The sequence below is a fragment of the Streptomyces sp. NPDC034103 genome (genome assembly GCF_055575395.1).
This window is the reverse complement of record NZ_JBVISS010000015.1, coordinates 26,077-46,704: the sequence shown is the minus strand read 5'-3', so window position 1 is coordinate 46,704 and position 20,628 is coordinate 26,077. Positions and strand designations below refer to the sequence as shown.

Genomic DNA, 20,628 nt, shown 5'->3' with positions numbered 1-20,628 from the left:
TCGACGCGACGCCCATACCCCGAACCGGCGGGACATCCGGACACACACATGTATGTGGGGACTCTGTCCTTCGATCTGCTCCTCGGCGACGTTCACTCGCTGAAGGAGAAACGCTCTCTCGTCCGCCCGATCGTGGCCGAACTCCAGCGCAAGTACGCGGTGAGCGCGGCGGAGACGGGCAACCAGGACCTCCATCGCAGGGCCGAGATCGGGCTGGCGATGGTGTCCGGGGACACGGGACACCTCACCGACGTACTGGACCGCTGCGAGCGGCTGGTCGCCGGGCGGCCCGAGGTGGAACTGCTCTCGGTTCGACGCAGGCTCCACAGCGACGAAGACTGAAGCAAGAAGCAAGTACTTTAAGGAGACGGACCAGTGGCCGACAACGCGCGCGCCAAGAGGCTGGCGGACCTCATCCGAGAGGTGGTGGCCCAGAAGCTGCTGCGCGGGATCAAGGACCCGCGGCTCGGCTCACACGTCACCATCACGGACACCCGGGTCACGGGTGACCTCCGGGAGGCGACCGTCTTCTACACGGTGTACGGCGGTGACGAGGAGCGGGCGGCCGCGGCCGCCGGACTGGAGAGCGCCAAGGGCGTGCTCCGCTCCGCGGTCGGCGCGGCGGCCGGGGTGAAGTTCACCCCGACGCTGACCTTCGTGGCCGACGCGCTGCCCGACACCGCCAAGACCATCGACGACCTCCTCGACAAGGCCCGCCAGTCCGACGAGAAGGTGCGCGAGGTCTCGGCCGGCGCGGCCTACGCCGGTGACGCCGACCCGTACAAGAAGCCGGGCGAGGACGAGGACGACTCCGCCGAATGACGCAGAAGAACCAGACGCCCGACGGGCTTGTCATCGTCGACAAGCCGTCGGGCTTCACTTCGCACGACGTGGTCGCCAAGATGCGCGGGATCGCCAGGACCCGCCGCGTCGGCCACGCCGGCACCCTCGACCCCATGGCGACGGGCGTGCTCGTCCTCGGCGTCGAGAAGGCGACCAAGCTGCTCGGCCACCTCGCGCTGACCGAGAAGGAGTACCTGGGCACGATCCGCCTGGGCCAGACGACCCTGACCGACGACGCCGAGGGCGAGATCACGGGGTCGGTCGACGCCTCGAAGGTCACCCGCGACGCCGTCGACGCCGGGATCGCCAAACTGAGCGGCGACATCATGCAGGTGCCGTCCAAGGTCAGCGCCATCAAGATCGACGGCGTGCGCTCCTACAAGCGGGCGCGCGACGGGGAGGAGTTCGAGATCCCCGCCCGCCCGGTGCGGATCTCGTCGTTCGCGGTGTACGACGTCCGGGACGCCGTCGCCGAGGACGGCACCCCCGTCCTGGACCTGGTCGTCTCGGTGGTCTGCTCCTCCGGCACCTACATCCGGGCGCTCGCCCGGGACCTGGGCGCCGATCTGGAAGTGGGCGGCCATCTGACGGCGCTGCGCCGCACCCGCGTCGGCCCCTACAAGCTGGACGCGGCGAAGACCCTGGAGGAGCTCCAGCGGGAGCTGACGGTGATGCCGATCGCCGAGGCCGCCACGGCCGCGTTCCCGCGCTGGGACGTGGACGCCAAGCGGGCCCGGCTGCTCACCAACGGGGTACGGCTGGAGATGCCCGAGGCGTACGCGGGCCGCGGTGCGGTCGCCGTCTTCGACCCCGAGGGCCGTTTCCTCGCCCTGGTCGAGGACCACAAGGGCAAGGCGAAGAGCCTCGCCGTCTTCAACTGAGGCGGCTGGCGGCCGGGGGTCTGTGGACCGGAGGCCGAGGCTGAGGCGTCCGCGACTGAGGCGTCTGCGGTCGAGGTTGAGGCCGTCGTCGGCTTCGCCGGCTGATGTCCTCCGCCCGTGGAGCGGCGGTCACGGAGTCGTCCGCCGCTCCACGGTCCCCCCTCGGTTCCCCCACCCCTAGGGTGTATCCAACGCTCCCCGCCCATTCACCCGACCGGGCAGGCGCTCGGAGTGAACCAGGGGAGCGGAAGGGGGCGCGTTCACCGCGCGATCTGTCCCGCCGATCATCCGGTGCCTACCGTCGAAGACAGGCACGGTGCACGGCGGGAGGTTCGACCATGGCGGGACGGAGCCCGCGGGGCGCGAGCAGCCGCCGGCGCGCGGGTGAGGACGGGCCCTGCGCCGCCTCCGGCGCGGCGCCCGGTCCGGGAGACGCGCGCGACGCCGCGCTCGTCCGCATCCACGACCTGGCCGGCCGCCCCCGCGGCACCGGGTTCGCCGCCGACCACCACGGCACCGTGATCACCAGCCATGAGACCGTCGACGGCCTTCCCACGCTTCTGCTGTACGCCGCTGAGGACCGCCACTGCGTGGTGACCGCCGACGCGGTGACCCCGCTGCCCGAGCTGAACCTGGCCCTGGTCCGCACCCACGGCCTCGGCCTCGACCCGCTCCCGGTCACCGTACGGGAGCGGATCGACACCGGCGCCTATGTGCGGATCGCCGCCGGGTGCTGGCGCGAGGCACGGGTGCTGGGGGCGGCCCCGGCAACCTACATGGCCACGGACCGGTTCCATCACCTGGACGGCGTACTGGAGTTGGCCATCGGGACCGCCGGGCGGGACGCGCTGCGGCTCGGCGGCGGGGCGGCCGGTGGTCCGGTTCTCGACGCCGGGACCGGCGCGGTGCTCGCCGTCCTCGGTACCGCGCTCCAGGGCGGCGGCCGGGACGCCGGGTTCGCCGTGCCCCTGCTCCCGGCCCGCACCGGCCCGCTCGCCGACCTCCTCGCCGAGAACGCGGCGACCGTGCCCGCCTACGGCGTCGACCTCAACCTCGCGGGCGTACTGGAACTGACGGCCACCTCGGTCGGACAGGACGGCCCGCCGGGTGCGCTGGCGGGCCATGTCGGCAGGGCGACCACCGGCACCCCGGGAGCGGTGGCCCCGGTCGAACGGGCGGCCACGACAGCGGAGTTCGACGCCTTCACCGACGGCCCCGCCGCCGTCCTCGCCCTCGTCGGCCCACCCGGCAGCGGCCGTACGACGGAACTCGCCTCCCTCGCCGCCCGCCGCAACCGAGGCTCCCGCCCCGCCCCCACACTGTGGCTGCGCGGCGCCGACCTGCGGGACGAGGACACCTCGGTCGCGGACGCGGCGCGCCGGGCGCTGAACCGGGCGGCACGCATCCTCGCGGCGTCCCGGTCGGCGGACGTCACCGACCTGGGGGACGTGACCCCCGAACGCCTCGCCCGGCTGGCCCGTGCCGAGGGCCGCGCCCTGCTGCTCCTCCTCGACGGCCCCGAGGAGATGCCGCCGGTCCTCGCCCACCGCCTCGACGAATGGACCGACGGGACCGCGACGTGGCTGCGGGAGACGGGGGCGCGGCTGGTGGTGGCCTGCCGGGGGGAGTACTGGGAGGGGGCGGGGGAGGGGTTCCCGGCGGGGATGCTCCACAGCCCCCGCCCTTCGGCGCGTCCGGCGTCCGAGGACGACGCGGCGCAGGCCGAAGAGGGATCCGGGTCCGGGGGCGACGGGACGGGCAGGGGCGGCGAGATGCCCTGCGTCCCCCTGACCGACCTGCACGAGGACGAGGCTCACGAGGCGAGGACCCGCTACGGCATCCCCGACCACGCCCTCACCGCCACCGACGCCCGCCACCCCCTCACCCTCCGCCTCCTGTCCGAGGTCCGCGCCGCGCTCCCCGACGCCGACGACACCCCCACCCGCCTGGACCGTCACGACGTCCTCGCCGCCCATCTCGACCTGATGTGCCTGCGCGTCGCCGTCCGCCTCGCCGCCGAGAACGGCCTGCGCGGCACCGCCGTACGGCGCCTCGCCGCGAAGGTCTCCGGACAGGTGCACGAGGCCGCCCGGCGCAGCCTCGGACCGGGCCAGGGCGAGCTGGACCGCGAGTCGTTCGAGGCGGTGTTCCCGTGGGGCCCGGCCCCCGCACGGCTCGGCGGCGGCACGGGCTGGGCGTCCGCCGTCCTGACCGAGGGCCTGCTGGTCCCCGCCGGAAGCGGCTACCGCTTCGCCCACGAGGAGCTCGCCGACTGGATCCAGGGCACCCACCTCGACCTGGACGAGGCCCTGCGCGCCCTGGTCCACCGTCGCAGCCCGCACCCCTACCCGGTCCCGCACCACCGCGTCGGCCCGGTCGTCCAGGCCCTGCTCCTGCTGTCCCGCCAGCACGGCACCCCCCGACTCGCCGCCGTTCTGGAGGAGTTGATCCACGCCCTGGACGCCGACCCGGACTCCTGGTGGGCGGCCCGGCTGCTCACCGAGTGCCTGCTCCGGGTGCCCGACGCGACGCCGTACACGGGTGTGCTGCGCCTGCTCGCCGACCGGGTGGTGGAGTGGCGGCGGCGGACAAGGGCGGGCCAGGACGGGCAGGACGGCGTCCGAGTGCCCGCCCGCTCGGCCCGGTTCGCCCCCGACTTCTGGCTCGCCCTCCCGCTCCCCCCGGTCACCCTCTTCGACCTGCTGCGCCGGCTCGTGCTCGCCGACGGCCCCGCGCAGGACACCGCCCCCCGTTTCCTCGACGCGGCGTCCCGGCGGCTCGCCGCGGATCCCACCGCCGTGGCACCGCATCTCACCGGCTGGTTCGACGACGAGCGTCCGCTGCCCGCCACCCCGCACGCGACCGTCGCGAAGGCCGCGCAGGCGTTGCTGCACACGCATCGGCGGCTGGCGCTCGACGACCTGACGGAGCTGCTCGTCGACCGCGCGCACCGGCGGGCCGACGAACTGCTCGCCGTACTCGCGGAGGACGAGCCGTCGGCGGTGTGCCGGGCGGTGGACCGCTGGGCACACGACGAGCGCCCCGACCGGCGGGTCGCGGCGGTGGCGTACGGCCTGCGTGCCGCCCCGCACGTGCGCACCGAGGCCGACCGCGAGCTGCTGCGCTATGCCGCGCTCACCCTGCTCGCCCGCCCCGCCGACTGCACCCTGCACGGCGGTGCGCTCGCCCTGCTCGTCCGCGACCCACGCACGCGTGCCCGTCATCTCCCGCAGGCCCTCGGTCACTTCAGGGCGGGCGACCCGCAGTTCCCGCCGAGCGCGCTGGTCGCCGCCCTGGCCACCCACCCCGAGCCGGTCCTCGACGCCTTCCGCGCCCGGCTGCGCCGCCCCGGTGCCGGAGAGGCGCTGCGCACTCTCGCCGACGTCACCACGCCCACGCCGGCCCGCCGGATCGCCGCCCTCGTACGGGAGGCGGTGGAGCAGCGTCCGGAGACCGCGGCGGACGTGGCCGCGTACGTCGACCGGCGGCTCGACCAGGGGCCGGCAGCGCGAGCCGTGCTCCTTCCGCTGGTCACCGGCCTGCTGGAGGGCGGTTCGGAGGAGGTGCGGGCCGCTCTCGCCGCCGTACTGGCACCTCCCGGCGGCCCCGCCTCCCGCCCACTCCGCCGTGAACTGCTCGCCTTCCTGCTGGACCACGAGCACGCCCCGGCCGTCCTGGACACCCTCCTGCGGACCGCCGCCCGCCATCCCGAGGACGGTCTGTGCGATCTCGTCCACCGCACCGGCCTGCTGCTCGTCCGCACCCCGGACGGCGCCGCCCGCTTCGATCGCGCGCTCGTCGACCTCGGTCGCCAGGTCCCCGGCTTCGCCGCGCGGGTGGCGACCTGGCTCACGGACGCGCCGCAGCGGTGGTCGACGGTGGTCGGCCCCAGTACCCGGCGGATGATCGAGAACCTGGCAGGCGTCCGCGTCCCCGCCTGATCCGCGTGCGTCAGGTCACAGGGCCCATGCCGATGCGGGCGGGAAGGACACGGCATGGCACCCTTAGACCTGCGTAAGAGATAAGCCCTACACACGGACACGGGTTCGGCGAGGAGCGGTCACAGTGCAGCGCTGGCGTGGCTTGGAGGACATCCCCGAGGACTGGGGACGCAGCGTCGTCACCATCGGCTCCTACGACGGGGTCCACCGCGGACACCAGCTGATCATCCGGCACGCCGTGGACCGCGCCCGTGAGCTGGGCGTTCCCGCCGTCGTCGTCACCTTCGACCCGCACCCCAGCGAGGTCGTGCGCCCCGGCAGCCACCCGCCGCTGCTGGCCCCGCACCATCGCCGCGCCGAGCTGATGGCGGACCTGGGTGTGGACGCGATCCTCATCCTCCCCTTCACCACCGAGTTCTCGAAGCTCTCGCCGGCCGAGTTCGTCGTCAAGGTCCTGGTCGACAAGCTGCACGCCAAGGCGGTCGTCGAGGGCCCCAACTTCCGCTTCGGCCACAAGGCCGCCGGCAACGTGGAGTTCCTCGCCGAACAGGGCAAGGTCTACGACTTCGAGGTCGAGGTCATCGACCTGTTCGTGTCGGGCGAGGCGGGCGGCGGCGAGCCGTTCTCCTCCACCCTCACCCGCCGCCTGGTCGCCGCGGGCGACCTCGAGGGCGCCCACGAGATCCTGGGCCGCCCGCACCGCGTCGAGGGCGTGGTCGTCCGGGGCGCGCAGCGCGGCCGCGAACTCGGCTTCCCGACGGCCAACGTGGAGACCCTCCCGCACACCGCCGTCCCCGCCGACGGCGTCTACGCCGGTTGGCTGCACGCCCAGGGCGAGGCCATGCCCGCCGCGATCTCGGTCGGCACCAACCCCCAGTTCGACGGCACCGAGCGCACGGTGGAGGCCTACGCCATCGACCGCGTCGGCCTCGACCTCTACGGCCTGCACGTGGCCGTGGACTTCCTCGCGTATGTGCGCGGCCAGGCGAAGTTCGAGTCGCTGGAGGCCCTGCTGGAGCAGATGGCCGAGGACGTCAAGCGCTGCCGGGAGTTGGTGGCCGCGGCGGAGTAGCCGCCTCGGGCCCGGCGGACCCGGGCTGACGCGGTCGGTCCTGTGACGACGAAGGGCGGCCGGTGCTCGCGAGCACCGGCCGCCCTTCGTCGTGTGGGCTACTGCTGCGGGGGTGCGGGCGGATAGGGCTGTCCCGGCTGTCCCGGCTGCGGAGCATACGGCTGTCCCGGCTGGGGAGGGTACGGCTGGCCGGGCTGCTGGGGGTGGCCGGGCTGCTGCGGGTGGGGCTGGGCAGGCTGCTGCTGGCCCTGCTGCGGGTACGGCTGTCCCGGCTGGGGGACGTACGGCTGCCCCGGCTGCTGGGGCTGTTGCGGGTAGCCCTGCTGCGGGTAGGGCTGGCCCGGCATCGGCTGGCCGGGCAGCGGCGGGGCCGCCACCGGGGGCGGGTTGCCGTCGCTGGTCCACAGGCCGTGCATCTGCTGGTGGCGTACGAAGTCCTCGGCGACCATCGCCGCGAGGTTGAAGTACGCCTCCCGCACCTTCGGCCGCATCATGTCGAGGTCGACCTCGGCACCGGCGGCGAGATGCTCGTCGAAGGGCACGACCACGACCCCGCGGCAGCGCGTCTCGAAGTGGCTGACGATGTCGTCGACCTTGATCATCTTCCCGGTCTCGCGGACACCGGAGATGACGGTGAGGGACCGCGAGACGAGATCCGCGTACCCGTGCGCCGACAGCCAGTCCAGCGTCGTACTGGCACTGCTCGCACCGTCCACGGACGGCGTCGAGATGATGATCAGCTGGTCGGCCAGGTCGAGCACCCCGCGCATGGCGCTGTAGAGCAGACCGGTGCCGGAGTCGGTCAGGATGACCGGGTACTGCTTGCCCAGCACGTCGATCGCGCGCCGGTAGTCCTCGTCGTTGAACGTCGTGGACACGGCCGGGTCGACGTCGTTGGCGATGATCTCCAGGCCGGAGGGCGCCTGTGAGGTGAACCGGCGGATGTCCATGTACGAGTTGAGGTACGGGATCGCCTGGACGAGGTCACGGATGGTGGCCCCCGTCTCGCGCCGCACGCGCCGCCCGAGGGTACCGGCGTCGGGGTTGGCGTCGATGGCGAGGATCTTGTCCTGCCGCTCGGTGGCGAGCGTGGAGCCGAGCGCGGTGGTCGTGGTCGTCTTGCCGACCCCGCCCTTGAGGCTGATCACCGCGATGCGGTAGCAGGACAGCACGGGCGTACGGATGAGTTCGAGCTTCCGCTGCCGCTCGGCCTCCTCCTTCTTCCCACCGATCTTGAACCGCGAGGGCTGCGCGGCGGGACGGCCGCTCTTCGCCTTCTGCTTCTTGTTGTTCAGCAGCCGGTCCGACGACAGCTCCACCGCGGCGGTGTAACCGAGCGGCGCCGCACCGGGGTTGGTCATCTGCCGCTGGTCGTGCCGGATGGGCTGCGGCCAGGCGGTGCCGGTGCGGGGGTCGACGGGGGGTTGGGCGGGGGCGGGGGCGGGTGCCTGGGGCGGCTGGTGTGCCGGGGGTGCCTGGGGCGGCTGGTGTGCCTGGGGGGCTTGCGGGGGGAAGCCCTGCGGGGCGGCACCCTGCGGCGCGGCACCCTGCGGGGGTGTCGTCGGGGGCCGGCCTTCGGGATGGGGCTGGGGCTGGACTTGCGGTACGCCCGGCTGGGGGAAGCCGTAGCCGCTGGGGGCGGGGGCCTGGGGGGAGTTGGGGGCGCCGGGGTGCGGGAAGCCGTAACCGGCTTGGGAGTTGGGGGCAGGGGGTTGGGGGGTGCCGGGGGTGGGCGCGGGCTGGGCGGGCGCGGGCTGGGCGGCGGCCGGTTGCGGGAAGCCGTAGCCGGCCTGCGGGGTGTTGGGTACGCCGGGCTGGGGGAAGCCGTAGCCGGCTTGCGGGGTGTTGGGCACGCCGGGCTGCGGGAAGCCGTAGCCGGCTTGCGGGTGGGGTGTGGGGGCTGCGCCGGGGTGCGGGAAGGCGGGGCCGGCCTCTGCGTGAGGGGCCGGGGGCTGCGGGGTGCCGGGGGTCGGCGCGGGCTGGGGCTGTCCCTGCTGGGGGAAGCCGTAGCCGCCTTGGGAGTTGGGGGCCGGGGGCTGCGGAGGGGTGGGCTGGGCGGCGCCGGGGTGCGGGAAGCCATAGCCGTCCTGCGGACCGGGCGCGGTGGTCGGCTGCTGGGCCGCCGGAGCGGGAGCGCCGGGCTGCGGTGCGACAGGCGCGGGGGCCGGGGGCGCGGGCGGCTGGTTCCAGGCGGCGGGCGCGGGCTGCGGGGCCTGCGGCTGCACGGGGGGCTGCTGCTGCGGTACCGGCGGGTGAGGCTGGGCGGCCGTCGGCTGCGGTGCGGGTGTTGCCGGGTCCGGCCGCTGGGGCTCGGGCTGGGGTTGCACCGGCCACTGTGCCGCCGGGGCGGGAGCGGCGGGCTGGTACGACGGGGGCAGCGGCGGCATCTCCGCCTGCGGGGCGGGCGGGGGAGTCCAGGCGGGGGGCGTGTCCTGCGGGGCGGCGTCCTGAGGGGTGGCGTCCTGAGGGGTGCTGACCTGCGGGGCGTTGTCCTGCGGTGTGTTGTCCTCGGGCGTGGCGTCGGCAGGGGGAGCGTCCGCGGGCTCGGCGTCGGCGGATACGGCGTCCAGCGGCTCCGCGGCGACAGGCTCGGCGTCCGGCAGTTCCGCGTCTTCCGGTTCCCTCGCCGACGGCTTCACGCTCTCCAAGTCGGCGTCCTCGGCAAACGGGACGTCGCTGAAGGCATCCGCGTCGAGGCCGGTGTCCTCGGCGGGGGAGGCCTCGTCAGCCGTACCTTCGCCCTCCGCGTGGCCGTCCGCGTCGGCGTCGGAAGCCTCCGCATGGGAAGTCTCGGCGTCGTCTGCGGCGTCCAGCAGCGGCGCGGCATCCGTCTCGTCGGAGTCGGAGTCGGAGTCGGAGTCGGAGTCGGAGTCGGCGTGGGTGTCGGAGTCGGCGTGGGTGTCGGGGGCGACGACCGATTCGTCGGCCCCGTTCGCGCCGAGGGTCTCGGCCTCGTTCACGTCGACCGTCTCCGCGTCCGCCTGGCCGTCTCCGGCAACGGGCTCGGGCTCGGCGGGCTCGGCGACGGTGCCCTCGGTCTCCTCACCGGCAGGGTCGGCGACCGATCCGTCCTCCTCGTCCACCGACGTCGGCTCGGCCTCTGCCTCCGCCGCGCGCTCCGCCATCTCGCGCTTGAGGGCGACCGAAGAGAACCGCATGGTGGCGCCGCTCTCCAGGTCACCGTCTCCTGACTCCGCCTCCTCGGCCGGCGGGGTCGCGGAAGCCGACGTCTCGGGCTGGGACGCGGCTGCCTCAGGTACCGGCGTGGCCGCGGGCAGGGTGAAGCTCGTCGGAGGGGCCGCCGGCGGTGATGCCGGGGTGGAGTCGGAGTCCGATGTCGCGGCGGTCGGCGGGGTCGCGGGCGCGGGCGGCGTGAAGCTCGACGGTGACGACGCCGGCGGCGCCGTCGGGGCGCCCCACGGGGACTGGGAGCCCGGGACGCCGGGCACGCCCGTCGGCGACGCGGTGCCCCCGGCCGACACCTCGGGCTGCGGCGGTTGCGGCGCCTGCGGCTCGAACCCGCTCCCCATCGGAAGCCTGGGCAGCGCACCCGGCCCCTCGCTCGCCGGAGCCGGAGCCGGAGCCGGTGGCTGAAACGGCGTACCCGGTGCCGGTGCCGGCGGCGGGAAGGTGGCGCCGGGATAGGGGGAGGGCGGCGCGGGTGGAGTGAAAGGCGCCCCCGGACCAGGTGCCGGCGGCGTGAACGGCGCGCCGGGCCCCGTGGTGGAACCCTGGGGACGCACGTGCGGCGGAGGAGTCAGACCCGGCAGCGAGGAGGTGGACCAGTCCACGGGAGCGGGTGTCGCCGCGGGCGTCGGCGAACCGGGGGCGGCCGAGTCCGTCGTACCGGACGAATCAGCCCCAGCCGACGACGCGGCCGAGCCACGCGAACTCTCCGCGTCGCCCGAACTCCGCGTCGCGTTCTGGGTGTACCAGGCAGGCGGGGCGTAGTCGATGGTGAACTCGCCCGTCACCTCGACGGCGGACTCCTCATCGGGCTGGTCGTCGCCGGGTGTGGCCCAGCCCCCGCGGGTCCCGTCCCGATCGCTGCTCACAATTCCTCCTGGTTGGTCGAGCACCGTCATGCCGTGCCGGGGCGACCGTTACTTGTCGTCTGAGTCGTTCGAGGTCGTCCGATCCACCGGCTCTCCCCCTGGGATCGCCGACGCCTGGTCCACGGGTCTGGCGTCGCACCCGGTACCAGCCTAATCACCAGGGGCCCCGCCCCGGCAGGCCCGTCCACCCCTCCGCGTCCGTCCAATGCGTCACACGCCGCCCGAAATCGGTACGCGCGTTCGGCATGCCGACCGTCAAATCGGTACATAGAGGCGAGGAAAGCGTGCACGGGTCCACGCAAAGAGAGGGGTGAAACGGTGATAACCGCTCAATACCGGCCGGTTGTACGCGGGTTCAGTCGGGTTCAGTCCATTCGTCGTGGCGTGCCCAACAATCCGATCTCGGTGTCGGTCGGCCGCGTCATCACATACCGCCGGTCACGGTCGGCACACCACAGCGTGACACCGTCGGCGAGGGTGGGCAGCGCCTCCACCTCGGTCCGGGGCAGTGCCATCGTGCGGCCCAGCTCCACGGCCTCGTCCGGTGAGATCCGCTGCACACCGACGAGCCTGGCCTGCCGGATCAGCCGCGGGGCGACGGGGCTGAGATAGGGCAGCAGAGTCAGCACCGACTGCCAGGGCCCGGACACCACCCGTCCCCGAGGCGGCCGCATACCGCAGTCCCGCACCACGAGCACCGGCGTACCGGCCGAGGCCCCCTGCGGAGGCACCCGGCCGACCTCGTACACCGCCAGCCCGTTCTGTCCCCCGCCCATGGCATGCACCATCTGCAGCCAGGCCTCGGGTCGTCCTGTCTCCACGGCGACTCGCGCACCGGTGGCCGCCGCTCTGAGGGCCATGACCTGCGCGGTCCACAGGCCCCCGATGAGGAGGATGTCGTAGGGGGTCGGCCGATTGACCCCGAGGACGGCGGGCTGCCCGTCACCGTCGACACCTATGACTACGCCGTCGTCGCCGATGGGCAGCGCGAGGGCGGCCAGTTGCTCCACGGGCACGGAGTGCCGTGCGTGCCGCGGACCGACCAGCCCGAGGCCGGTGCGCAGCAGTTCACGAACCCGCTGCCGGGCGGCGGGTTGCGGCTCTCCGCGATCGTCGGCCGCCGGTCCGGGGCGTGTGGTGGCCGTCGTCATCGGGTACCTCCGAGCGGCAAGGTGGCGAGCATGCCGGGCAGTTGCTCCCGGTCGAGACGTGCGAGCCCCGCGCCCGTGTGCCGGGCGGCGGCCTGCAACGCGCGGCGGGCGGCCACGAGTTCGTCGTCGCTGCGCCCGGTCACCCGCAAGTGCCCACTGACGGACGCCTCCTGACGCTCCCCGCGCGCGAGGGTGAGGCTGAACGTGGTGGCGAGCGCCGGGACGGCGGTGACCAGTGCGAGGAACTGCGGCAACGACGGGGCTCGCTCGCCGCCCAGGGCGGGCCACCGGCGGATCCAGTACGTGGTGTGCCTGCGGTTGTCGCAGCGCCAGCTCCGGCCCGACTCCTCGGTCCGTCTCTCCCGCGCCTCCGTCCGACCGGCCTCCGCCGTCACCAGCGGGTTGGCGCACGCCGACGTGGCGAGGGCGGAGATCAGCTCCTCCTCGTCGAGGACGCTCGTACGGAACCCGGCACCCGTCAGCCGACTCGCGAGGTGATCGGCCGCCCGCAGCACACACTTCTGCGCCCCGACGAGGCCACCGCCGCGCGCGGCCACGGCCTCCGGGCACAGCTCCGGGTCGAGCTTCAACGCGATCCATGTGATCCGCACCGCCGGCGCCCCCGTCTGCTCGTGCAGGGGTGCGTAGTTGGTGACCGCCACGGACTGCTGGGGCAGATGGATCGCGGGCGCAGGCTGGGTGTGCAGCACGATCTGCGCCGACTCCAGCCGGATTCCGTCCACTTCGAGGGCGTCGTGCACCAGCGCGAGCGGCAACGGGTGCCGGCTCCGCTCGGCCCGCAGCGCGGTGACACCGGCCTCCACCTGCAGGACGGCGGTGACGAACGTGCCGTCCCCGACCATGCCCACGGGACGCCGGTCCCGGCTCCCGTAGGTGTACGTCCGCAGGCTCGGATCGCACTCCAGGGCCGGTGCGAACCCCGGTTCGGTGCCCGGCGGCACCTGCGTACTCGCGGCCCGTCGCTGCCGTGCCCGCAACGCCCGCGCGGTGGCCAGCCATTCGGGCAGGGAGCGCCCTCGGCGACGTACGAACGAGAGCAGCACCAGGCAGACGGCGACGACGGCCGCGGGCACCAGGGCCACCGGGCCGATGGCCCAGCCGACCAGCAGGACGGCGAAGGCGACCTCCACGAGCACCAGTCGTTGCAACCGGAACGCTCCGCCCTGACCCGAACGCGCCCTGAAATGCGGCGTGCTCGGCTCCGGAGCCTGCTGAGCCGGTCCCGGCCGGGGCGCCGAGGAGCCCTGCGACCGCGTCCGGCCGCGGGGCCGGGCACGCGTTCCGGAAGCCACCACTGCATCCCCCCGTACTGCTCACAACTCGCTGGAACTTCGGCACCACAGACGGCCTTTGAAGGCCCAGGCACCCTACCTGTCCCACAAGACCCAGTGGATACCAGGCATAGTAGGGGGCCGGTCTGACAACGGTGGCAGGGAACCACGCCGGGCACGTGCGCGGACCAGGGGACACACGGGGAGAGACAGTCACAGATGGCATCTCGGCGGGACCAGCTCAACGCCTACACCTTCGCGAAGCGACGAATGCTCGCGGCCTTCCTCCAGTCGTCGCCGGACGGCTCCGAGGAGGGGGCACCCCGGCCGCTGCGCGCGGTGCTGCCCGGCGTCATCGTGGGCGTGATCGTGATGGCCGTGTTCGGGGCCTGGGGCATGTTCAAACCCGCCGCACCCAAGGGCTGGGACACCCCCAATGCCAAGGTGATCGTCGCCAGCAAGTCGACCACGCGGTACGTCGTCCTCAAGACCGACGGACAGGTCCAGCTGCACCCGGTCCTCAACATGGCCTCCGCCAAGCTGCTCCTGGAGGCGAACCAGGGCGAGGTCGTGACCGTCGCCGAGTCGGTCCTCGACAGCGGCAGGATCCCGCACGGCGTCACCATCGGCATCCCGTACGCCCCCGACCGCCTGCCCTCCGCGTCCGAGGCGGCGAGCACGAAGCGCTGGGCCGTCTGTGAACGCCCGAGCGCGGGCGGGGGATCGATCCAGAAGGCCGCCCTGGTCCTCGCGGACCGCGACATGAAGGCGACCGAGGGCAAGGGGCAGAAGCTGGCGGGCGGTCAACTGCTCTACGTCGAGGCCCGGGACGGCGACCGCTATGTCGTGGACGCGAACGGGACGGCGTACCCCATCGGCAGGAGCGACGAACTGCTGCTGCGTGCCGTCGTGGGATCGGGCCGCGCACCCCAGAAGGTCTCCGACGCGTGGCTGGCGACCCTGCACCGGGGCGACGCCATCGACTTCCCGGAGATCACCGGCCAGGTCAACACGGCGGCCGGTGCCCCCGGTCAGCTCGACGCGTCCACCGACAAGGTGGGCATGGTCCTCAAGGCGACCGACCTCAACACGGACCAGTACTACGTCGTACTGCCCGGCCGGGTCGCCCCCGTCTCGCCTTTCGTCGCCCAACTTCTCCTCTTCAGCGAAGACTTGGCGCCCTTGGGGCAGGCGGGCGCCAAGGAGATGAGCCCCGGCGCCATCGTCCCGGGCAAGGCGTTCGGCACCGAGCACCGATGGCCGACCGAGGACCCCGAGCCCGTCAACGAGGCGACGGGCAAGAGCGGCGGCCGCAGCACAGTCTGCAACGTCCTGCGCGGCGTGGACGCCGACTCGGGCACCACCACCCTGTACACCTGGGCGGGCACGGACTTCCCGGTCAAGCTCCCCACCGGCTCCTCCAGTGCCTACGTCACCCCCGGCTCCGGCCAGCTCTACCGCCAGTTCCAGGGCAGGGCGACCAAGGACGGCCCCGTCTTCCTCGTCACCGACACGGGCCTGCGCTACGTACTGCAGTCGAACGGGGACAACGCCACGGACGACGCGGTCATCGATACGACGGCCGAGGAGCGCGAACAGCTCCAGCAGGAGGCCAAGCAGGCCCAGACACGGCTGGGTTACGCCGACGTGGACCCGACGCCGATCCCCGCCGCATGGTCGAAGTTCCTGCCCACGGGACCCCGTCTGTCGACGTCGGCGGCACGCCAGCCGCAGGGATCGTGAGCGGGAGGACGACGGTGCTGTTCCGATCCACGATGTTCCGATCGACGCTGTACCGATCGATGCTGATCCGTTCGACGCTGTTCCGTTCGATGCTGTTCCGATCGGCGCTGGTGTCAGCCGCGACCCTGCTGACCGCGACCACGGTCCTCGCACCCCCGGCAGCGGCCGTGGACCGACCGCCCTACTCAGACCAGTGCCAGTTCCCCAACGGCCTCTACCCCGGGCGCCCTTGGTCCCTACAGCGCGTCCTCCTGGACGAACTGTGGAGCCGCTCGAAGGGCAAAGGCGTCCGCGTGGCGGTGATCGACACCGGCGTGGACGTGAAGAACCCACAACTCACCGACGCGGTGGACACGGGCAGCGGCCGCAACTTCCTGCCCAGGGGCCTGAAGGACGACAACGGCGACCCCGTCGAGCGGGGCAACGAGAACGGCACGACCGACACCGTCGGCCACGGCACCAAGGTCGCCGGCATCATCGCGGCCCGCCCCGCCGACGGCACCGGCTTCGTGGGCCTCGCCCCCGAGGCGACGATCATCCCGGTCCAGCAGAACGACGCGGAAGGCCACGGCACGGCCGAGAGCCTGGCCGAGGCGATCCGCTACGCCGTCTCCGCCGGGGCCGGCGTCATCAACATCTCCCAGGACACGTCCAACGCGGTGAAACCGACCGACGCCCTGGAGCAGGCCGTCGACGCGGCCCTGGCCCGGAACATCGTGGTCGTGGCATCGGCGGGCAACGACGGCCTCGGCGGCGCGACCAAGAAGACCTACCCGGCGTCGTACGAGGGCGTCCTCGCCGTAGCGGCCTCCGACCGCAACAACGAACGCGCCGCCTTCTCCCAGTCCGGCGACTTCGTCGACGTGGCCGCCCCCGGCGTCGACATGATCTCCACGGTCCCCGAGGGCGGCCACTGCTCCGACAGCGGTACGAGCTTCTCGGCGCCGTACGTCGCGGGCACAGTGGCGCTGATCAAGGCCGAGCATCCGACGTGGACCGCGCGCGAGATCGTCGCCCAGATCGAGCAGACCGCGGAGCGGACGATCGCGGGGCACGACGGCCGGGTCGGCTGGGGGGTGGTGGACCCGGTGCGCGCGTTGACCGAGGACGACCACCCGATCGAGTCCCCCGACCCGCAGGAGGGCCTGGTGGAGGCCGAGGCGCCCGCGGCTGCCGAGTTCCAGGTCGGCGAGACCCCCGACGAGCGCAACGCCCGACTCGCCACGTACGTCGCGGTGGCGACGGCGGTGCTGGCCGCGGGGCTCGGCGGTGCGGGGGTCGCGGTGCGGGACGCGCGGCGCAGGAAACGCAGACTGGGGGCGGGCGACGCGCGGACGCGCTGACCGAACCGAGGAACGTGCTGGGCGTCGCGCTGGTGGGCATGGCATGCGTGACGGCGGTCCGGGTGGGGGCGGTGAAGGTTGTCAACCGCTGGATTTCGCACAGCAAAGGCTGATTCTGGCCTGAAGTTCACCCGCGCGGACGAGCCTCCGAAGACGGGCTCAGCGATCGAGCCGCGGGCATCTCGCCCTCGTTCAGGGCGATTTGGCTGCTCTGCGGGCGGACAACCGGACGGGTCTCGGCCATCTCGCAACTGACCTCACGCAGAGCTCAGTTGGCCACGATTTACACAATGACTACAGTGATGGACGAGTGCATCACTCAACGAAGTCCGTCACCGTCTGACGATCACTCACAGACTCACAAAAACTCGCAGATTCACAGACACGCAGACTCACAGACTTCACAAACGGGGAACGGGGAGGGAACGCTTCGTGCTTCCTGCAGACATGGGCGGAGGTGCCGCCGACGTACGCCGTGGCCTGATGGCCCTCTCGACGTTCAAGAAGCGCGTGGACGACCTGCTCGCCGCCTTCGAGGGCTCGGCCGGTGGCGCGTCGAAGGTCGCGGCGAACGGCCTGTCGCAGGCCGCGTTCGGCATGGGGAACTTCCCGGAGGCCAAGGCGCTCCACCTGGAGTACGAACGCGTCCACGAGCGCATCACGTCGCTCTCCAAGTCCCTGGGGCTCCAGTTGGAGGCGATGCAGATCGCCGTGCACGGCGTGGACGTCAGCTTCGACAACCTCGAAGAGGAGCTTCGCTACCGGTTCCACGAGATCCGGACCGAGGTCAACCAGGGGCGCGAGGCGATGCTGGACGAGCGGATCAAGCGCGGCAACGACGCCGACCACACGGACGCGGGGTACTGATGAGCGGGGACGAGAAGGGGCCTGGTCACTACCGGCCGGAGCGCCAGGACGCCGCGCACCAGAACGGCACGCTTGACGCGGTCATGGATATGACCAAGATCAACCCCTTCGGGTCCAGCGGGGGCATGCACTTCGGCAGGACCAGCTTCGAGGGCCACGACCTCAACCAGATGATCGACATCGTCGAGTCCGCGAGCCCGGAGCTCATCGAGAGCGCCGGAACGGCCCTCATCGACGCCCGGGACGCCATCACCAAAGCCGCCGACGAACTGAGTCGCAACCTGGGCCACGTCGACTGGGAGGGCGAGGCACACGGCGCGTTCCACAAGTGGGGCATGGCCCTGGTCACCACGGCCCTCGATCTCGCCGGGTACGCCGACACGGTGGGGACGCAGGTGATGGCCGCGAGTTCCGGCCTCGCCTCCGTACGCAAGGCAATGCCACCGCGCGACGGCCGGTCGGACCCAAAGAAGGTCGAGGACATCCCCGAGGCCAAACGGGTCGACGGGAACGCCGAGTACACGGCGGCCGTGAAGGCGGAGGGGGACCGCCAGGAGGCGATCAACCAGATGTACCGGTTGGCGTCGTTCTATTCGGTCTCTGCGGGGGTTATGCGGGGGGCTGAGGAGCCTGTGTTTCCTCCGATGCCGGATGTGGGGGTGCCTCAGCCGCCGCCGGAGTTTGGCGACCCGAGGACGCCGACGCCTGGACAGGAATCTATCTCGGCCCTGAGCAATTCAGGCAGCGCGCACAAGAGCACGCTGGACACCGGGGTGGGAGGGGCGTATCCCGGTGATCAGTCGCTGTCCCACAAGAATGCGGGTGCATCTGCCACGTCACCGGAACCGCACGTCGGTACAGAGATCGACAGCGTCGGTACGCTGCCGCCGCAGGAGACTATGAAGCCGACGCACGTCACACCGCCGTCGACGGTGGGCCCCAATACAACCCCAGTGGGAGCACCCCCTCCCTTTGCCCCCGTTGCGGGACCTCCTGCCGTGCGTGGGCCGGCCGGGCGTACCTCCGGGTTCGGCGGTGCCCCCGGAACCAGGGCGCCTGCTTCGGCGCAGGGTCGAGCCGGTGGTGCGACGGGACGTACCCCAGCAGGGAGTACGGGATCCGGCCCTATGGGGTCGACGGGACGAGCTGTTGCGCCCGGGCAGGCGGCCAGCCGTACGGCCGGCCCCATGGGACGAGGCGTGGTCGGAGGCGTACCGAGGACCGGGGGACCGGCGGCCAAACAGACCGGTGGTGTACCCCGGGGCCCTGTCAATGGCATGGGCTCAGCGAATCCCGGTCGCACGGGCGTGGGGCGCACCACCAATGGAGTTGTCGGCGGCAAGCCTGTCACCGGGGCCACCCCTGGCGCTAACGGTTCCAGGGTTCCGCGTGGCGCGGTCATCGGAGGCGAGGGCGTACCCACGTCACGTGCCACGGGGGAGAAGCCCGGCCAGCGTGGGGTGATCGGAGCCTCGAACGCGGCGGTAGGCACAGGCCAGACGTCTCGCCGCCCCGTCGGCAGTCCCGACGGCGTCATCGGAACGCCGAAGGGGCGCGATCGTGGGCCCAGAGACGGCGGGCGCGCGCCTGGCGCTGCTGGCGTGCCTCGTGGCCCTGCGGACAATCAGCGTTCCGCCAAGACTCGTTCGCGCCGCGACGAGCGGCGTGACGGGCCGTCGACCAACGACTGACGGGACAAGAGTGAGGACAGGCAGAGGCATGGTGTCAGGGATCAGCCGACGTGGCGGGTGGAGCGCGCCTTTCGCGGGACGGAACGGAAGGCGGGTTTCCCTCGTCTGCTCAGCGCTTGGCGCCTTGGCCGTCCTGTCGGCAGGTCTGGCTCCGAGTGCTACAGCCGCGGATGTCCACTCCCAGCAGTGGTACCTCTCGGCGATGAAGGCCGACGAGATGTGGAAGGTGAGCACCGGCAAAGGCGTCAAGGTGGCCGTTGTCGATACGGGAGTCAACCCCAACACCCCGTCTCTCAAGGGCCAGGTACTCGCAGGCGAGGTTCCTGAAGCCGTTGGTTACAAGGCGACCGAGGACTACAAGGGCCACGGGACGAGCATGGCTGAACTCATCGCAGGCACGGGCACTGGCGATGGGCTGAAGGGCCTTGCTCCAGGTGCGAAGATCGTTCCTTACCGTATTGCTTTGACAGGCTTGAGCAAGGCAGAGCAGAAGAATGCTCCGACCCTGGGGAACGTGATCAGGGCCGTCGCTGACAGCGATGCGAAGATCATTAGTATGTCATTCGGCGGCGCCATCGACTTTCCCGATGTGAGAGCGGCGGTCAAGTATGCCCACTCCAAAGGTAAGTTGATGCTTGCCGCCACGGGTAACGAGGCCGAAGGAAAGAACGTCATCGGGTACCCGGCCTCCTACCCGTACGTGGTGGGCGTAGCCGCAGCAGACAAATCTGGAACGGTCGGCAAGTTCTCGAACTACGGGAACTATGTCGACTTGGCCTCCCCCGGTCTGGATGCTCCCACCTGGTGCGACAACACTTTCCGTTCCTATTGCAATGGTCAGGGCACCAGCCAAGCCACAGCCATCGCCTCCGCCTCCGCTGCCCTAATCTGGTCCGCCCACCCCAACTGGACGGCCAACCAGGTGCTCGCCAGTCTGATCGACACCGCCGGCCGCGACTGGGCGAAGGACGACCCGAGCACATACCTCGGCTACGGCCTCATCCGCCCCCGCAAGGTGCTGGAGAACAGCGACTTCAACCCCGGCCCGGCGAATACCGACCCGCTGGCCAAGGAGAATGCAGCGGGTGTCACAGACGTAGCGCCCGCGCCTTCCGCATCAACCTCACCGCAAGCCCCCAAGAACACGTCAAACGGGGGCACTTCAGCGTCCGCACCTGCTTCGGACCTCTCCGACAACACCACGATGTGGGTGGCCCTCGGAGCCGTAGCGGCCGTCCTGGTAATCGGAGGCGGCGCCTTCGCGGTGATCCGCTCACGGCGAGGTGCCTAGCCCTCGCTCGACCGACTGACTAGTCACGCACACCCGTTCGGGCGCCGACTGAGCATGCCCCAGTCGATGACGCCCAGAACGAATCACAGATCTCACGAAAAGGAGTGTTGAAATGGCCGTAGACCGCAAGTTCAGTGACGATCACGCCCAAGTCCTTCAGACCGCGATCATCGATCGATACGACTCGGTGAGGAACACGCTGGCGCAGTTGCAGGGAACGATCGACATGATCGAAAAGGCGTGGACCGGTGGAGGCGCCAACGCCTTCAACGCGAAGCAGACGGAAATCAACACGCACATGGCCGCGATCGGCCGGATGCTCGACGGCTTCCTCGAAGGCGTGAAGCTGAACGCCAGGGACAAGAACATCCTCGAGGACCAGATCCACGCCGACATCACCAAGATCTCGGTCGAGGACCTCGGCGGCAAGACCTCGGCACTCAACAGCTACTGAAGCC

The 20,628-nt window shown here is 71.9% G+C and carries 15 protein-coding genes and 1 pseudogene; 12 read left to right on the top strand and 4 right to left on the bottom strand.

Going from position 1 to position 20,628, the window contains the following annotated elements; genetic code table 11:
* Positions 1 to 48 precede the first annotated feature (48 nt).
* From ACZ56U_RS30930 to ACZ56U_RS30910, 5 genes are all read left to right on the top strand, one after another.
* Positions 49 to 342: a DUF503 domain-containing protein gene (locus ACZ56U_RS30930; protein ID WP_079313067.1), complete on the top strand. Its 294-nt coding sequence runs from the start codon at positions 49 to 51 to the stop codon at positions 340 to 342.
* A gap of 33 nt (positions 343 to 375) precedes the next feature.
* Positions 376 to 822: a 30S ribosome-binding factor RbfA gene (gene rbfA, locus ACZ56U_RS30925; protein WP_391232396.1), complete on the top strand. Its 447-nt coding sequence runs from the start codon at positions 376 to 378 to the stop codon at positions 820 to 822.
* Positions 819 to 1,724 carry a tRNA pseudouridine(55) synthase TruB gene (truB, locus tag ACZ56U_RS30920; protein WP_469087251.1) on the top strand — a complete coding sequence of 302 codons (906 nt, stop codon included), beginning with the start codon at positions 819 to 821 and terminating at the stop codon, positions 1,722 to 1,724. The genes rbfA and truB overlap by 4 nt, the downstream gene beginning before the upstream one ends.
* Before the next feature lie 338 nt (positions 1,725 to 2,062).
* Positions 2,063 to 5,665, top strand: a complete 3,603-nt coding sequence (locus ACZ56U_RS30915; protein ID WP_469087250.1) for a serine protease — start codon at positions 2,063 to 2,065, stop codon at positions 5,663 to 5,665.
* A gap of 124 nt (positions 5,666 to 5,789) precedes the next feature.
* A complete protein-coding gene (locus tag ACZ56U_RS30910) occupies positions 5,790 to 6,737 on the top strand; it encodes a bifunctional riboflavin kinase/FAD synthetase (protein WP_469087249.1) in 948 nt (315 codons plus the stop codon).
* 98 nt (positions 6,738 to 6,835) lie between these two features.
* Here the strand turns inward: ACZ56U_RS30910 and ACZ56U_RS30905 are convergent, their stop codons facing one another.
* Positions 6,836 to 9,895, bottom strand: coding sequence for a nucleotide-binding protein (locus tag ACZ56U_RS30905; protein ID WP_469087363.1), 3,060 nt, complete (start codon positions 9,893 to 9,895; stop codon positions 6,836 to 6,838).
* On the opposite strand from ACZ56U_RS30905, the gene ACZ56U_RS30900 reads away from it, so the two are divergent.
* Positions 9,894 to 10,331 (top strand): hypothetical protein, encoded by a 438-nt coding sequence (locus ACZ56U_RS30900; RefSeq protein WP_469087369.1) that lies wholly within the window; start codon positions 9,894 to 9,896, stop codon positions 10,329 to 10,331. The two genes, ACZ56U_RS30905 and ACZ56U_RS30900, sit on opposite strands and share 2 nt — an antisense overlap.
* Before the next feature lie 183 nt (positions 10,332 to 10,514).
* Positions 10,515 to 10,688 carry a hypothetical protein gene (locus ACZ56U_RS30895; RefSeq protein ID WP_469087368.1) on the top strand — a complete coding sequence of 58 codons (174 nt, stop codon included), beginning with the start codon at positions 10,515 to 10,517 and terminating at the stop codon, positions 10,686 to 10,688.
* Between the two features lie 23 nt (positions 10,689 to 10,711).
* Here the strand turns inward: ACZ56U_RS30895 and ACZ56U_RS30890 are convergent.
* The 3 genes and pseudogenes from ACZ56U_RS30890 to eccE all read right to left on the bottom strand — a co-directional run.
* Positions 10,712 to 10,822, bottom strand: a pseudogene (locus ACZ56U_RS30890) (hypothetical protein); the annotation flags it as partial.
* A gap of 335 nt (positions 10,823 to 11,157) precedes the next feature.
* The gene (locus ACZ56U_RS30885) at positions 11,158 to 11,943 is read right to left on the bottom strand and encodes a hypothetical protein (protein ID WP_469087248.1); all 786 of its coding nucleotides are present in this window, start codon (positions 11,941 to 11,943) and stop codon (positions 11,158 to 11,160) included.
* Positions 11,940 to 13,256 (bottom strand): type VII secretion protein EccE, encoded by a 1,317-nt coding sequence (eccE, locus tag ACZ56U_RS30880; protein ID WP_469087247.1) that lies wholly within the window; start codon positions 13,254 to 13,256, stop codon positions 11,940 to 11,942. Before eccE ends, ACZ56U_RS30885 begins: the two co-directional genes overlap by 4 nt.
* A 198-nt stretch (positions 13,257 to 13,454) precedes the next feature.
* Here eccE and eccB point away from each other — a divergent pair, with 198 nt between their 5' ends.
* The 5 genes from eccB (at position 13,455) to ACZ56U_RS30855 (ending at position 20,624) form a co-directional block, all read left to right on the top strand.
* Positions 13,455 to 14,978, top strand: coding sequence for a type VII secretion protein EccB (gene eccB / locus ACZ56U_RS30875; RefSeq protein WP_469087246.1), 1,524 nt, complete (start codon positions 13,455 to 13,457; stop codon positions 14,976 to 14,978).
* 59 nt (positions 14,979 to 15,037) lie between these two features.
* The gene (mycP, locus tag ACZ56U_RS30870) at positions 15,038 to 16,321 is read left to right on the top strand and encodes a type VII secretion-associated serine protease mycosin (RefSeq protein WP_469087245.1); all 1,284 of its coding nucleotides are present in this window, start codon (positions 15,038 to 15,040) and stop codon (positions 16,319 to 16,321) included.
* A gap of 432 nt (positions 16,322 to 16,753) precedes the next feature.
* Positions 16,754 to 17,188, top strand: a complete 435-nt coding sequence (locus tag ACZ56U_RS30865) for a hypothetical protein (RefSeq protein ID WP_469087244.1) — start codon at positions 16,754 to 16,756, stop codon at positions 17,186 to 17,188.
* Positions 17,189 to 19,081: 1,893 nt separating this feature from the next.
* A complete protein-coding gene (locus ACZ56U_RS30860; RefSeq protein WP_469087243.1) occupies positions 19,082 to 20,170 on the top strand; it encodes a S8 family serine peptidase in 1,089 nt (362 codons plus the stop codon).
* A gap of 112 nt (positions 20,171 to 20,282) precedes the next feature.
* A complete protein-coding gene (locus ACZ56U_RS30855; protein ID WP_469087242.1) occupies positions 20,283 to 20,624 on the top strand; it encodes a WXG100 family type VII secretion target in 342 nt (113 codons plus the stop codon).
* Positions 20,625 to 20,628: the final 4 nt, after the last annotated feature.

What these genes read in the sequence shown, in the direction of transcription:
- ACZ56U_RS30855 (WP_469087242.1), top strand. Translation starts at nt 20,283, where the DNA reads ATGGCCGTAGACCGCAAGTTCAGTGACGATCACGCCCAAGTCCTTCAG.
- ACZ56U_RS30930 (WP_079313067.1), top strand. Translation starts at nt 49, where the DNA reads ATGTATGTGGGGACTCTGTCCTTCGATCTGCTCCTCGGCGACGTTCAC.
- ACZ56U_RS30860 (WP_469087243.1), top strand. Translation starts at nt 19,082, where the DNA reads ATGAAGGCCGACGAGATGTGGAAGGTGAGCACCGGCAAAGGCGTCAAG.
- truB (WP_469087251.1), top strand. Translation starts at nt 819, where the DNA reads ATGACGCAGAAGAACCAGACGCCCGACGGGCTTGTCATCGTCGACAAG.
- mycP (WP_469087245.1), top strand. Translation starts at nt 15,038, where the DNA reads ATGCTGATCCGTTCGACGCTGTTCCGTTCGATGCTGTTCCGATCGGCG.
- ACZ56U_RS30900 (WP_469087369.1), top strand. Translation starts at nt 9,894, where the DNA reads ATGGTGGCGCCGCTCTCCAGGTCACCGTCTCCTGACTCCGCCTCCTCG.
- ACZ56U_RS30915 (WP_469087250.1), top strand. Translation starts at nt 2,063, where the DNA reads ATGGCGGGACGGAGCCCGCGGGGCGCGAGCAGCCGCCGGCGCGCGGGT.
- ACZ56U_RS30885 (WP_469087248.1), bottom strand. Translation starts at nt 11,943, where the DNA reads ATGACGACGGCCACCACACGCCCCGGACCGGCGGCCGACGATCGCGGA.
- eccB (WP_469087246.1), top strand. Translation starts at nt 13,455, where the DNA reads ATGGCATCTCGGCGGGACCAGCTCAACGCCTACACCTTCGCGAAGCGA.
- ACZ56U_RS30905 (WP_469087363.1), bottom strand. Translation starts at nt 9,895, where the DNA reads ATGCGGTTCTCTTCGGTCGCCCTCAAGCGCGAGATGGCGGAGCGCGCG.